The 13,976-nt window shown below is 61.8% G+C and carries 12 protein-coding genes and 1 riboswitch; of the genes, 6 read left to right on the forward strand and 6 right to left on the reverse strand.

The annotated features are described in order from the left end of the window. Positions 1–109: 109 nt before the first annotated feature. A complete protein-coding gene (locus E4662_RS01015; RefSeq protein ID WP_136439390.1) occupies positions 110–847 on the reverse strand; it encodes a hypothetical protein in 738 nt (245 codons plus the stop codon). A 475-nt stretch (positions 848–1,322) separates the two neighbouring features. On the opposite strand from E4662_RS01015, the gene E4662_RS01020 reads away from it, so the two are divergent. Further along, positions 1,323–1,820 carry a plastocyanin/azurin family copper-binding protein gene (locus E4662_RS01020; RefSeq protein ID WP_240705079.1) on the forward strand — a complete coding sequence of 166 codons (498 nt, stop codon included), beginning with the start codon at positions 1,323–1,325 and terminating at the stop codon, positions 1,818–1,820. A 119-nt stretch (positions 1,821–1,939) separates the two neighbouring features. On the opposite strand, the gene E4662_RS01025 is transcribed toward E4662_RS01020, so the two are convergent. Further along, positions 1,940–2,590: a class I SAM-dependent methyltransferase gene (locus E4662_RS01025; protein WP_206080242.1), complete on the reverse strand. Its 651-nt coding sequence runs from the start codon at positions 2,588–2,590 to the stop codon at positions 1,940–1,942. Between the two features lie 220 nt (positions 2,591–2,810). On the opposite strand from E4662_RS01025, the gene E4662_RS01030 reads away from it, so the two are divergent. The 5 genes from E4662_RS01030 (at position 2,811) to E4662_RS01050 (ending at position 9,145) form a co-directional block, all read left to right on the forward strand. Further along, on the forward strand, positions 2,811–3,725 hold the full coding sequence (locus tag E4662_RS01030; protein ID WP_136439391.1) for a LysR substrate-binding domain-containing protein: 915 nt from the start codon (positions 2,811–2,813) through the stop codon (positions 3,723–3,725). 83 nt (positions 3,726–3,808) lie between these two features. Further along, positions 3,809–4,963: an aromatic ring-hydroxylating oxygenase subunit alpha gene (locus E4662_RS01035; RefSeq protein ID WP_136439392.1), complete on the forward strand. Its 1,155-nt coding sequence runs from the start codon at positions 3,809–3,811 to the stop codon at positions 4,961–4,963. Then, positions 4,960–6,411 (forward strand): aldehyde dehydrogenase family protein, encoded by a 1,452-nt coding sequence (locus tag E4662_RS01040; RefSeq protein ID WP_136439393.1) that lies wholly within the window; start codon positions 4,960–4,962, stop codon positions 6,409–6,411. Before E4662_RS01035 ends, E4662_RS01040 begins: the two co-directional genes overlap by 4 nt. Positions 6,412–6,414: 3 nt before the next feature. Beyond that, complete coding sequence (locus E4662_RS01045; protein ID WP_136439394.1) at positions 6,415–6,654, forward strand: hypothetical protein; 240 nt, start codon at positions 6,415–6,417, stop codon at positions 6,652–6,654. Between the two features lie 70 nt (positions 6,655–6,724). Then, the gene (locus E4662_RS01050; protein WP_136439395.1) at positions 6,725–9,145 is read left to right on the forward strand and encodes a GcvT family protein; all 2,421 of its coding nucleotides are present in this window, start codon (positions 6,725–6,727) and stop codon (positions 9,143–9,145) included. Between the two features lie 51 nt (positions 9,146–9,196). Here the strand turns inward: E4662_RS01050 and E4662_RS01055 are convergent, their stop codons facing one another. The 4 genes from E4662_RS01055 to E4662_RS01070 form a co-directional block, all read right to left on the reverse strand. Beyond that, on the reverse strand, positions 9,197–10,273 hold the full coding sequence (locus E4662_RS01055; RefSeq protein ID WP_136439396.1) for an FAD-binding oxidoreductase: 1,077 nt from the start codon (positions 10,271–10,273) through the stop codon (positions 9,197–9,199). A gap of 4 nt (positions 10,274–10,277) precedes the next feature. Further along, positions 10,278–11,507, reverse strand: a complete 1,230-nt coding sequence (locus E4662_RS01060; protein WP_136439397.1) for an aromatic ring-hydroxylating oxygenase subunit alpha — start codon at positions 11,505–11,507, stop codon at positions 10,278–10,280. A 117-nt stretch (positions 11,508–11,624) separates the two neighbouring features. Further along, positions 11,625–11,838, reverse strand: a riboswitch (cobalamin riboswitch). 101 nt (positions 11,839–11,939) lie between these two features. Then, entirely contained in the window at positions 11,940–13,127 is a 1,188-nt protein-coding gene (kynU, locus tag E4662_RS01065; protein WP_136439398.1) for a kynureninase, read from the reverse strand. Then, a complete protein-coding gene (locus E4662_RS01070; RefSeq protein WP_136439399.1) occupies positions 13,124–13,960 on the reverse strand; it encodes a tryptophan 2,3-dioxygenase in 837 nt (278 codons plus the stop codon). The genes kynU and E4662_RS01070 overlap by 4 nt, the downstream gene beginning before the upstream one ends. Between the last annotated feature and the right edge of the window lie 16 nt (positions 13,961–13,976).

Below are 13,976 nucleotides of genomic sequence, written 5' to 3' on the forward strand. Positions count from 1 at the left end.
CGTCGCTGAAACGGCAAACGCCGCATTTATACAGACCAATCGGCCCCCGCGCTCACGGCTCGGGGGGCTGTTTGTGCGGGTGCTCAAGCCCCTCTGCCATACTTGGAGCTTACTCCGAAGCGCCCCAGAGCCAGCCCCAGAACCCGCTGTCCTGAACCCCGTCCATCACCACCGCCGGCGGCGCAAACCCGACGTGCACAACACTCTGCAGGGCATCGCCGCGATGGTCCGTAAAGGTTGTCACCGGTCCGGGCGTGTTGGACAGCACGCCTTCGGGAGCCGTGACCGCGATGGTCAGCCTGTCGGACGGCACAGTATCGGGCAAATACACGAGCAGCACCACCTCAAGATCGGCAACCGCCTCACGCCCCGGGAACGCCGTGCAGATATCCACCAAAGACAGCGTTTCGGCATAGCCTTCGGGCGGCATGACCGCGCCTTTCTTCGGCACAAGCGACAACGCACCGAGCAGCGGCTCAATTTCGCGCCCGTCCACCGAAAACCGGTAGTCCTTCAGCAGGTAGTCCACAAACCCGTCGAAATCGTCTTCATAAGCGGCCTGATCCACGTGGTAGGTGACCTGCCCGTCCTGACGTTTTTCCTGCAAAAAAGGCGCGCGCGCGCGGCTCGTTTGTTCGCCCGAGGTTGGCAAGACGCCGCCAAAGACAAGCGGCAGCGGGAACCGCATCAAAACCGTGGCCTCGAAGTCATAGGGATCGGATGTGACGTGGATCTCCCTGCTTTGAAGCACGTCCTGTGCCTGCACCTGCGCGCCCAGAACAACCGCACCGACAAGCAAGGCCAATCGCGCTGAAGCCGCTACGGCATGAAACAGGGCTGTGATCATCGGCGCGCTCCTTGGCGACTTTGCGCGGTGCGTTTGCGAGAGGCCGGACACGCACCACGAACGCGGCCACCCCAGGAATCCGGGACAGACCATTCGATCTTCGGCAACGCGGCCTCCTGCTATCCCACAATTTCAAATATGTAAATTTGACGTTGGTGCCAGTGCCGTGACCGAAGGCCGCGCCGCCACTGGTTGGCAGCGCGCCGCCCCGCAAAAAACGCCTTTTCAACAGAGGCTTACCAAACGCGAGCCGCATCAAAACCGAGCTTCGAAAAACGTGCGTGCAAAAGCCGCACCCGAAATTAACCAATACAGACCAATGACATAGGCCTGTTAGACGATGGTCGTGTGGCCGAAATTGATCGATCACATAGACTATTCGAAGCCGGCAAGGCTATCTCGTATCCAGCGATATGCGGGCGCACATGCGGTGCTCTCGCGTGTCTTGCAAGACCTGTTAATCTAGGAGGTCATCTTGACCAAACTCATCACGCGCCGTACCGCGCTCATCACCCTTTCCGCAGCAGGCGCATCCCTTCTGGCAGCGCCGTCCATCGTGCGCGCAGCCACGACCCACGAAATCCAGATGCTGAACAAGCACCCCGAAGACAAGAAGATGCGCAACATCTTCATGCCGCACCTCGCGGTAGTCGAGCAGGGTGACACCATCAACTTCGTTGCAACCGATCGCGGCCACAACAGTGCTTCCGGCAAAGGCCAGATCCCCGAAGGCGCCGAAGCCTGGAACGGCAAAGTGTCCAAGGACATCTCCGTCACCATCGATGTGCCGGGCTTCTACGGCTACGTCTGCACCCCGCACGCCTCCATCGGCATGGTCGGCCTCGTGATCTGCAAAGGCGAAGGCATGATGGACAACATGGACGCTGTCCGCAACGCCAAGCAAAAAGGCAAGTCCCGGAAAATCTGGGAAAAAATCTGGGAAGAAGTGGACGCGCTGGACCTCACGGCCTAAAGCCACCACCTCATGAAAACGCTGGACGGGGACGCCCCGTCCGGCAACCAGCGCACGCTCTCAGGCAGCGCATTGCGGCGCAGGCCATCCATGCAAAAGTTGATCGAAACCGTAGCCCGTCAGCCCTGTGTAATCTTGTACACAAATGCGGGCGGAAGGTTGCGATACGTGCGCCCGACCCGTTCAACGCCGTAGCCGGATTTGTCCAGAACCCCCGTCCGCACGGGCGAGCGCGGGCTATAGGAAAACTGGATCACCGCCCCACCCGGTTTCAGGTGACGGAACACGCCGTCCAAAATCGCCAGAACCAGATCGTCCGGCATGGCCAATAGGCCAAGGCCGCTGACAACCGCCCCCACTGGCGCGCCGCCAAATAAGTCCATCTCTTTGAGATCAGCCGCGCTTCGGTTGTGGACCGCCACACCCGGGAAATCGGCTTCGAGCCGCCGGGCGAACGCTGTGCTCAACTCGATCAAAGCGAGATTTTCCGGCTTCACCCCCCGTTCCAACAGGGCTCTGGTAAACACCCCGGTTCCGGGCCCAAGTTCGATCACCGGGCCTGTGTCCGGACCTATATCTGCTGTGATAATCCGCGCCAGTGTTGCGCTTGACGGGGCGATGGCCGCCACGCGCAGTGGCGCACTGGCCCATTCTCGCAGAAACGAGCGATCCTCTGAACGGCATTTTCGCTGGAGGTTCTGCATGGTCACCACTTCCGCTTCCGTCACACCGGGCGAGACCGTAGGCTCTGGCACCCGCAAATCGCACACGCGCGGCCCCGAAAAGAGGCCACAAAAGTATCTAAGCAGATTGATCCCGTTAATAAAAGCTCTCAACCGATCATTGTCGGGATCGCCGGACTTTTCATCCTCAATGGGTCAGGACCTGGTCGGCCACCCGAACCGGTCGAACACAATGAAAGGCTCGCCCACGCGCGCAAAGCCCCCTATACAGGTGAGATGAGCTAACTCCACTCCAGCTGAGGCCAGCATGTCCAGACGCCACTACGATCTGCCCCCCTTCACAACGCTGGCAGCCTTTGAAGCGGCCGCGCGCCACCTCAGCTTCAAGAACGCGGCGCAGGAGTTGTCGGTAACACCGGGGGCCGTCAGCCACCAGATCAAGGCACTGGAGGGTGAGTTGGGGACCCCGCTTTTCACCCGTCGGCACCGCGGCGTCGAACTCACTGCGGATGGCGAAGCGTTGCACGAAACACTCTCTTCAACCTTCCGGCAGATATCGCGACAGCTGATACGGATCCGTCAAACCAGCGAGACCGATGCGGTCACTGTCGGCTCCACAACCGCCGTCGCCGCCCTCTGGCTTTCCCCCGCAATCATCGAGTTCTGGCGCGACCATCCGGACATTAACGTGCATCAGGTGACACAGGACCGCCCTTTCGGCAACACCCGAGACTTCGACTTTTTCATTTGCTATGGGCGCGCACCGCACCCTTCCTTGACCCATACGCCGCTCTACCGCGATGAGCTGGTTCCTGTTGCCGCTCCCGATCTGGCGGCGCAGCTTGATGGCTGCAGCCTGAAGGACCTCGCAGGGCAAAGACTGATCCATCTGAACGCCGCAAGCCCGAGCTGGACCAAATGGCCCGAGTGGTTTGATCGGCTTGGGTACACGGGCGATGTCGCGCCGGGCGCACGCGTGACCAGCTACTCTGTCGCCTTGCAGATTGCGCGCAAAGGGGCCGGTGTTGCGCTCGGATGGCGAAACCTGATCCAACCGATGATCACCTCCGGCAAACTGACCGTCGTGGGCAGCCATACCGTCCCCGCACCCCATCAATTCTACCTCGCAGGCCCGCCGGATGCGGAGCTTTCGGCGCATGCCCAAACGCTCAAGGCCTGGCTCCTGAAAACTGCGCGGCTGCGCTCGGATGAGATCAAATAAACCGAAAGTGAAGTTTTCCGATATTGAGCGAACCCGGACCTCTCCCCCAAAGTGCCTGTAAGCACTGCGCCAAGGAGACTCCCATGAACAAACACGATCCCCTGTCTTCGGTTCTCACAGAGGTGAACACGGCCAACGGGTTGCCGAACGAACATTATGTCGATGCCGATGTCTTTGACGAAGAAAAGCGCTCGGTCCTGTTTGCAAACTGGTCCGGCATCGGCTTCGGCAAGGACATCCCCGAAGCAGGTGATGCCAAGCCGGTGGACTTCCTCGGCATGCCGATCCTGCTGGTGCGGGACCGCAACGGCGACATCGGCGTGTTCCAGAATACCTGCCGCCATCGTGGCATGATCCTTGTCGACAAACCGCGCAAGATTGGCGGCGCGATCCGCTGCCCCTATCACAGCTGGTGTTATGCCCTGAACGGCGATCTGCGCGCGACCCCGCATGTGGGCGGCCCCGGTCAGAACACCCATGAAGACGTGCAGATGGACAAGCTGGGCCTTATCCGTATTCGGGCCTACGTCTGGCGCGACGTGATCTTTGTGAACGTGGATGGCAACGCACCGGCGTTCGAAGAGGTTCACGCCGAACTGCTGGAACGCTGGGGCGAATTTGAACAGCCGCTCTTTCATGGTGGTGAAACCTCCGGCTTCAAGCTCGAAGTCGCCACGAACTGGAAACTGGCAGTCGAGAATTACTGCGAAAGCTATCACCTGCCCTGGGTCCACCCCGGCCTGAACAGCTATTCCCGCCTTGAAGACCACTACAACATCGAAAAGCGCGGCCATTACTCCGGTCAGGGCACGCTGGTCTACCGCCAGCTCAAGGATGAAGACGACAACACCTTGCCGGACTTCGACGGGCTCAGCGACAAATGGAACGAAGGCGCGGAATACGTGGCGGTCTATCCCAACGTTTTGCTGGGCGTGCAGCGTGATCATGCCTTCGCCATCGTGCTGGAGCCGAAGAACTGCGGCCAAACCGTCGAACATATCGAACTCTACTACGCGCAACCCGAAGTGGACACGCCGGAACTGGACGGTCTGCGCGCCTCCAATGCGCAACTGTGGAAGACCGTGTTCGAAGAAGACGTGTTTGTCGTTGAAGGCATGCAAAAGGGCCGCCACGGCGAACTCTTTGACGGGGGTCGCTTCTCCCCCGCGATGGACGGCCCGACCCACAACTTCCACCATTGGGTGGCGACACAGGTCGCAAACGGTCGTGACACATGACAGGCTTTCTGAACGACGGTCTGGCACGGAATTTCCTTGCCGGGTCGTGGGTTGAGGGCGACGGCGGCGCGGTGATCGCTGTCGAGGACCCCGGCCTCGAAGAGCATATGGCCGATTGCGCGCAGGCGGGTGAAGCCAGCCTCGCCCGCGCTCTGGACGCGGCCCGCGCTTCGGTGGATCGCGGTGATCTGGCGGACATGAACCCACACGCCCGTGCCCGCATGATGCAGCGCATCGCCACGGAAATCCGCGCCCTCGCAGAGGAAGGCGCGCCCCTGCTGTGCCGTGAGAGTGGCAAGGCTTTGTCTGCGGCGCGCGACGAGTTCGAAGAGGCTGCGGCCTACTTCGAGTATTACGGCGGCATGGCCGACAAGCTTGAGGGCAAGTCGATCCCGCTCGGCCCCGATTACGCCGATTACACCCTGCTCGAACCCTATGGCGTCTCCGCCCAGATCGTGCCGTGGAACTTTCCCGTCTCCATCGCCGCCCGCTCCCTGGCCCCGTCCATGGCTGCGGGCAACGCCACGATTATCAAGTCGCCGGAACTGGATCCCATTGGTCTTGCCATGCTGGGCCGGGCGCTGGAACGAGCGGAGGTGCCCGCCGGGGCGGTCTCGATCCTGAACGGGATTGGTTTTGATCTCGGCGCGCGGCTCGTTGCAAGCTCCGAGATCGACCAGATCGTTTTCACCGGATCCGTGCCAACCGGACAAGCCATCCTTCATGCCGCCGCCGAAACGGTCACGCCCTCGTTGATGGAACTGGGCGGCAAATCCGCCGCGCTGGTTTTCGAAGATGCCGACCTCGACACCTTCGTTGCCAGTTTGCAGAGCGGCATTTTCTACAACGCCGGTCAGGTCTGTTCCGCCATGGCGCGCGTCCTTGTGCACCGCTCGATCTATGAGGCGGTCGTGGAACGCGCGGCAGCACTGGCCAATGGGCTGAGCGTCGGGCATGGGCTGGACGAGCCGGACCACACACCGCTGGCCTCCTCTCTGCAACTGACGAGCGTTGCAGAGCTGACCTCGACCGCCCGGCAGGACGGCGCGCGCGTAGCCGCTGGCGGCGCGCCCCTGGACCGCAAAGGCCATTTCATGGCGCCGACCATCCTGGCCGACGTGAACCCGGCCAGCCGTGTCGCTCAGGAGGAAATCTTCGGCCCCGTCGCCTGCTTCACCCCGTTTGACACGGAAGCCGAGGCCATCGCGATGGCCAATGGCACGGATTTCGGCCTCGTCGCCGGTCTCTTCACCAAGGATCTGGCCCGCTCCCACCGTGTCGCACGCAGGCTGCGGGCAGGTCAGGTGTTTGTGAACGAATGGTTTGCGGGGGGAATCTCGACGCCCTTTGGCGGCGTCGGAAAGTCCGGGTTTGGCCGCGAAAAAGGGCTGGAAGCACTCCAGAACTATGTCCGCACCAAGAACATCGCGATCTCGCTGAAAGGGTGACCCATGGAACGCGCCGCGCTGGAGAAGGCCCTGCTGGACGCCCACGCCCGCCACGATCAAGGCGCCTTGATCCGCCTATACACTATCGCCGGGGACGAGGCCGAGAAGCGTCAAGACATTGATGCGGCCTGTTTCTATCTGACCCATGCCTTTGTCTTCGCGCTGGAATCCGGCGCGCCGGAGGCCGAGGCGCTGAATATCCGGCTGGCCGAACGGGGCCGCGCCAAACGGCTCGAATTCTGAAACACGGGCGGCCGGTTGGCCGCCAGGCAACAACCGCGCCGCGAACGCGCACGAACTTGGGAAACATGCCATGCGAAGCGAAGCACAGGCCGTCGTCATCGGAGGCGGCGTCATTGGCTGCTCGATCCTCTATCACCTGACCAAACTTGGCTGGTCGGATGTTGTGTTGCTGGAACGGGACGAATTGACCTCCGGGTCCACATGGCACGCTGCCGCCAACATTCACGGGCTGCATGACAACACCAACATCACCCGCATCCAGCATTACACGATGACCCTCTACAAGGCACTGGAAGAGGAAACCGGGCAAAGCTGCGGCGTCTTTCAGCCCGGCTCTCTCTATCTCGCCCAGACCGAGGAGCGTGAACATCAGCTGCGCCTGCAGGCTGCCAAGGCAAAGCTCTACGGCATGAACTTCTACGAGGTCAGCATCGAAGAAGCCAAAAAGCTCAACCCGATGGTCAATTACGACGGCATCCGCTGCGTGATGTTCGAGCCCGACGGCGGCAACGTGGACCCCTCCGGCGTGACCAACGCCTATGCGGTTGGTGCGCGGCAAAGGGGGGCGGAGATCCACCGCTTCACGCCGGTCACTGCCACCGAGCAGCAGGCGGACGGCAGCTGGATTGTCCGCACGCCCAAGGGCGATATCAAAACGCCCTGGGTGATCAACGCCGCCGGGCTTTGGGGCCGCGAGGTGGCCAGACTGGCGGGCATAGACTTGCCGCTGCAACCAACCGAACACCAGTATTTCGTCACTGAAACCATGGGCGATGTGGCCAGCGCTGGCCGCCGCCTGCCGTCAGTCAGTGACCGCGACGGAGAGTATTACCTGCGTCAGGAAGGCAATGGCCTGCTTGTCGGGGCTTATGAAAAGGACATGAAGTTCTGGGCCGAAGACGGCACCCCGCTGGACTTCGCCCATGACCTTTTCCCGGATGATCTGGACCGGATCGAAGAGAACATGATGAACGCCATCGAGCGCGTGCCCGCCGTCGCCGAAGCCGGGATCAAACGGGTGATCAACGGCCCGATGATCTGGTCGCCGGATTCAAACGTTCTGATGGGGCCGGTGCCGGAAGTCGAAGGGTATTTCTGCTGCAACGGCATCATTCCGGGCTTTTCTCAGTCGGGCGGCATGGGTCTTATGGCGGCGCAGTGGATCGTCGAAGGCGAGACCGAGTACGACATGTTTGTCTGGGACATGGCGCGCTTTGACAGCTGGGCCACCAAGGACTTCACCATGGCCCGCGTGCAGGACCAGTACGCGCACCGCTTTGCCATTCACTTCCCGAACGAAGAGCGCAGCGCAGGCCGCCCGGCCCGCACCCGGCCAATCTACGAGACACAAAAAGAGAGGGGCGCGGTCTTTGGCCTGAACGCGGGCTGGGAGCACCCTCTGTGGTTCGCCGATACGCCCGGCGCTTCCGATACGAACGGTTTCACCCGCCAGAACTGGTGGGGGCCGGTGGGCGAAGAATGCAAGATGCTACGCGAACGCGCCGGTATCATCGACATCTCGAACTTCGCAAAATACCGCTGCAAAGGCCCCGGCGCGGCGGACTGGCTGAACGCCGTTTTTGCCAACACCATGCCCAAATCCGTGGGCCGTTCCTGCCTGACGCCGCTGATCTCCAAACGTGGCGGGATCGCCGGGGACTTCACCGTGACCCGCGTGGCCGAGGACGCGTTCTGGATCATCGGCTCGGGCATGGCAGAGCGGTATCACAGACGCTTCTTCAAGCAGGTCCCCCTGCCCGCTGGCACCACGTTCGAAAGCCAGACAGAGGCAATGTGCGGGTTCAATGTGGCCGGGCCGCGTTCGCGTGACCTGTTGCAACGGCTGACAAATGCCTCGCTCGCAACCGCTGATTTTCCGTTCATGCGCTCCCAGATGATCGAACTTGGCGGGGTGTCGTGCCTTGCCCTGCGCGTCTCCTTCACCGGCGATCTGGGCTGGGAGCTGCATTGCAAGACCGAAGATCAGGCAAAGCTCTACGCCGCGCTGATCGAAACCGGCAAAGCCCTGGGCGCAGGCCCGGTGGGCAGCCGCGCCCTGATGAGCCTGCGTGTCGAAAAGGGCTATGGCTCGTGGAGCCGCGAATACAGCCCGGAGTACTGGCCGCAGGAAGTTGGCCTCGAACGGCTGTGCAAGTTCGACAAAGACTTCCTGAATAAGGCCGCAGCGCTTGGCGTGGTGAACAATCCTCCCCGCGAGCAGCTTGTCATCCTGCATCTGCACGAAGCCGACGTTTCCGCATCCAATGCGGATGCCACCGGCGGCGAGCCGATTTTCAAGGACGGCAAAGGCATCGGGCGGGTCAGCTCGGGCAGCTACGGCTACTCCGTGGGCATGTCGCTTGCCTTGGGTTTCGTCAGGGACGCCGCTCCGGGAGACGAGGTTGATGTGATGGTGCTGGGCAAGCCGCACAGGGCCACGATCCTCGACAGGCCGCCCTTTGACCCGGACGGCCGGATCCTGCGCGGATAAGGCGCCCAAGGCGGAGCGGCCCTGTCACCGCTCCGCCTCTGTTCTCAAACCTCAAACCTCAACCGAGACCCTGCCAATCGGGTTCGAACAACAGGCGAGGATATAGCCTTCGGCAATGTCATCCTCGGAAATGCCGCCGTTGTGCACCATATGCACCTCGCCTTCGGTCTTGCGCACCTTGCAGGTGCCACACACGCCAAACGTACAGCCCGACGGGATATTGAGCCCGTTGGCCTTGGCCGCCGCGAGGATCGTGTCTGTCTCTGCCACCTTGGCCGTGACCCTTGATACCGCAAAGACAACCTCGGCCCGCGTGTCCTCATCCGGCACAACATCGTCCAGCTCGGGAAGATCCGCCTCTGTCTCCGCAGGTGCGTGAAAGCTTTCCTGATGGTAGCGGTTCATATCGAACCCCAGCCCCTGCAAAGCTTCCCGAACCACCTGCATGAAGGGTTCCGGGCCACAGCAGAAGACCTCGCGCTCAAGGTAATCAGGGGCCATCAGGCCAAGCATCAGCTGATTGAACTGCCCCTGATAGCCGGTCCACGGCTGGTAGCGGTCCGGTGTCTGGACCACCCATTTGAGATCAAGGCCCGGCAGGCGCGAGGCCATATGTTCAAGCCGCTCGCGGAAGATAATCTCGCCGGGCCTGCGCGCGCAATTGACAAAAACAATGTCCGGCTCGCTGCCCAGATCGAACATGAAGGTCGTCATCGACATCATCGGCGTGATGCCGGACCCGGCCGAGATGAACAGATACTTGTCGGCCTCAAAGTTCAGGTGTGTGAACACCCCCGCCGGACCAAACGCCTTGATCCGCACCCCCGGCGCGAGGTTGTCCAGCATCCAGCGGGTGCCGATGCTGTCCTCCTGCGCCTTGGCCGTGATCGAAATCGAACGCGGGCGCGAGGGCGACGAGGATACCGTGTAGGTCCGGTGCACGGTGCCGCCGGGAGCCGGGATCTCCAGCGTCAGGAACTGCCCCGGCAGGAAGTCAAACAACGCGCCCGAAGGGGCCCGAAACGTAAAGGTTGCGGTATTGTTCATCTCGGGGATGACGGACACGCATTCGAGCAGCTCGTCATCAGACCAGTTCGCGCGGGCGGGGATACCGGAAAGATCGTTCATGTTTTTACTCCGCCGCCAGAACGACAGGATCGAGCCGCCGCGTCATCGTGTTACAGTACCAGTCGACAAACCCTATGACGCCGGTTTCATGGGTCGGCGAATAAGGCCCCGGCTCATAGGCCGGTGAATTGATGCCCTTCTGATTGTCCTCGACCACCTGCCGGTCTTCGTCATTGGTGCCGATCCAGACCTCCGTCAGACGGTTCAGGTCGTAATCGACCCCTTCCACTGCATCCTTGTGTACCAACCACTTGGTGGTGACTTCGGTGGTCGTCGCGGTCAGAGGCGTGACGCGGAACACCAGCGAATGATCCGGCAGGAAATGGTTCCATGTTGTGGGATAATGATACTTGAGCAGCGTGCCCGCCGTCTCGTCCCGCACCCGGCCAAGCCGCTTGGCGGTGGCCGGGTCCAGATCCATGGTAAAGCTCTTCGCCCCCGGCAGAAGCGGCATCCGTGCGAGGCGGTATTGCATGTCCTCAGACATACGGAACCGGGACGGATAGCCCTGCGCCTCCAGCCGGTCAAAATGCGCCTGAAGATGCGGCGGGCTGACGCCCTCTTCAATGCCCGTCACCGTCGGATCATCGGTGAAAGACCGGCACAGGCCCGGGTGGTTGCCGCCGCAATGGTAGCATTCCCGGTTGTTCTCCCAGACCAGCTTCCAGTTGCCATGTTCGACGATGCTGCTCTCGTAAGCGACCTTGGCGTCGCTCAGATCGTGCACCGCCAGATAGGGCTCGGCGAGCGCAGCGAACGTGTCGAAATCCGGAGCGGTTTCGGCAAGGCAGATGTACAAAAGCCCGGCCACCTCCCGGCAATGCACCGGTTTCAAGCCGTGCTGGCTGGCGTCGAACCCTTCGCCCATGTCACGCGCCCACAACAGGCGACCGTCAAGCTCATAGGTCCACTGGTGGTAGGGGCAGACGATCTTGGGATTGGTCCCTTTGCTGCCTTTGCACAGCACCGATCCGCGATGGCGGCAGGCGTTGTGAAATGCCCGGATCACACCATCCTGCCCGCGCACGATGATCACGCCATATGCGCCCACCTGATGGGTGATGTAACTGCCCGGCTTGGGCAGCTCGCAAACCGGCGCCACGAAGAGCCAGTCGCGATAGAAAATCGTTTCCATGTCCTGCCGAAAAACATCCGGATCGGTGTAGAAGGCCTGCTCCAGCGCATAACCCGGCCTGCGCCGCGCCAGCATGTCGGTAAGGGGTGTCCCGTTCATCTTCGCTCTCCTGCCGCGTCCCCGCGACGATCTTGGGCGGGCGGCAGAACAGGACAGCGCACAGGGCGCGGCACAAGAGGAGACCGCCCCTGAAACAGCATCCCGACCGCCACCCGCGGTTTGACGTTTTGACAGGCTGGTTTCCGGACTTCGGCGGGGTCCATCGGACCGGGGCGCAACACCTTCCCAGAGCTCCTCCGCTCCAGTGGTTTTCATCGCGCCCCAAACAACACCGTTACCGTTGCGGGGGCAGTGCCGGAGTTTCACCGGCTTCCCAATTCTCCGCCTCCAAACCGTGATGAAGAGCGGCACCTGACATGTCTTTGGGTAAACCGTGGCCCTGCGCCGCGATCATCGAATTGCGACCTCGGCGAGAACAAAAAAGACAATCGCGACGAACCCCTGAACTCGGGCGTCCTCGCTCGGGTTTTGTCAGGTCACGCGGGACTTTGTCTGATACTTCGGATCCCGCCAAACCTCGCCCTTGATCACCTCTTCGATGATGTCACAGGCCGCGAGCACGTCCGATTCTTCGATGTACAAAGGTGTAAAGCCAAACCGCATGATGTTGGGCGCGCGGAAGTCACCGATCACGCCGCGATCAATCAACGCCTGCATCGCCGCATAGCCCTGCTCAAACGCAAACGAGACCTGCGATCCGCGCTCTGCCGCGTCTCGCGGCGAGGCCAGCGTCAACTCAGGGCAGCGCGCCTCGACCTCCCGGATAAAGGTCTCGCACAGCGCCACGGAGGCGGCCCGCAGATCGGCCATATCAACCCCGGACCACGCATCCAGCGCGGCATCGAGGATCGACAGTTGCACAATCGGCGGCGTGCCGACGCGCAGCCGTTCTGTGGACATGGCCGGACGGTAGCCCGGCTCCATGGCAAACGGCGCGTCATGCCCGAGCCAACCGGCCAAGGCGGGCTCCACATCAAGCACGATATCCGGGCGCGCATAGATAAACGCCGGCGCTCCCGGCCCGCCATTGAGGTACTTGTAGGTACAGCCAACGGCAAATTCCGCGTTTGACGTGGTCAGATCGACCGGAACGGCCCCGGCGGAATGCGCCAGATCCCAGATCATCACCGCCCCCACCGCATGGGCCTTGGCGGTAATTGCTGCCATGTCATGCATCCGGCCGGAGCGGTAATCCACCTGCGTCAGCATGACGACAGCCACCTCCTCGGTGATCGCTTCTGCCACCGCTTCGGGCGCGGGTGTGCGGATCTCATGGCCTTGACCTGCCGTAGAAACCAAGCCCTGCGCCATGTACAAATCCGTAGGAAAGTTGCCGCTGTCCGACAGGATAACCCGGCGATCCGGGCGCATTTTCAACGCCGCCGCCAGCGCCTGATAGACCTTGATCGAAAGCGTGTCGCCCGTGGCCACCGATCCCGCAGGCGCGCCGATCAACCCGGCGATCCTGTCCCCGACCTTCGCGGGCAATGCCATCCAGTCCGCCGTGTTCCACGCCTTGATCAGCTCCCCGCCCCATTCGCGCGTTATGACATCCGCAGCCCGCGCCGCAGCGCCTTTGGGCAACGGCCCCAGCGAGTTGCCATCCAGATAGATCACCCCTTCGGGCAGCTCGAAAAAGTCCTTGCGCGGCAGGGTCATAGCTCACCTCTCACATGCCAGAGTTCCGGGAAGAGTTCGACATCCAGCATCCGCCTCAGGTACGACACGCCGGCAGTGCCCCCGGTGCCGCGCTTGAAACCGATCACCCGCTCCACGGTGGTCACATGGTTGAAGCGCCAGCGGCGGAAGTAGTCCTCGATATCCATCAGTTTCTCGCCCAACTCGTAGAGCGTCCAATACCGGTCAATGTCTTCGTAGACCGCCTTCCAACGGGCCTGAACCTCCGGCAATGCGCTGTGCGGTCTGTCCAGATGCAGCGCCGGACGGTTGTCCTCGTGCCCATCCACGGTGCGGAACAGCAGGCCCACAACTTCGTCATAGAAACTTGGACGCGTCAGTTCCGCCTCCAGCGTGCCCGACACTTCCGGCACGTGGCGATGCGGCTCCAGCATGTTCGGATTGCGGTTGCCCAGGACAAACTCGATCATCCGGTACTGGTACGATTGGAACCCCGAAGACGGGCCAAGCGCCTCGCGAAATGCCGTGTAATCCGCCGGGGTCATGGTCCGCAGAACATCCCACTGGTTGTTGAGCTGCTCGAAGATCCGGCTCACCCGCGCCAGCATCTTGAACATCGTCGCCATGTCGCCGCTCTTCAAAGCCTCCCGCGCCGCGCCAAGCTCGTGCAGGATCAGCTTCATCCAGAGCTCCGACGTCTGATGCTGGATGATGAACAGCAACTCGTCATGCGCGGAGCTTTGCGGATGCTGCGCGGTCAGAACCGGGGTCAGGTGCAGATAGTCCCCGTAGGACATCGCATCCTCGAAATCCATCTTCGCCCCATCGGCACCGGGATCATAGGCCTCGGTCATTGCACCGCCTCCCTCA

The sequence above is a fragment of the Pacificoceanicola onchidii genome, from assembly GCF_004804335.1.
GTDB lineage: Bacteria > Pseudomonadota > Alphaproteobacteria > Rhodobacterales > Rhodobacteraceae > Pacificoceanicola > Pacificoceanicola onchidii.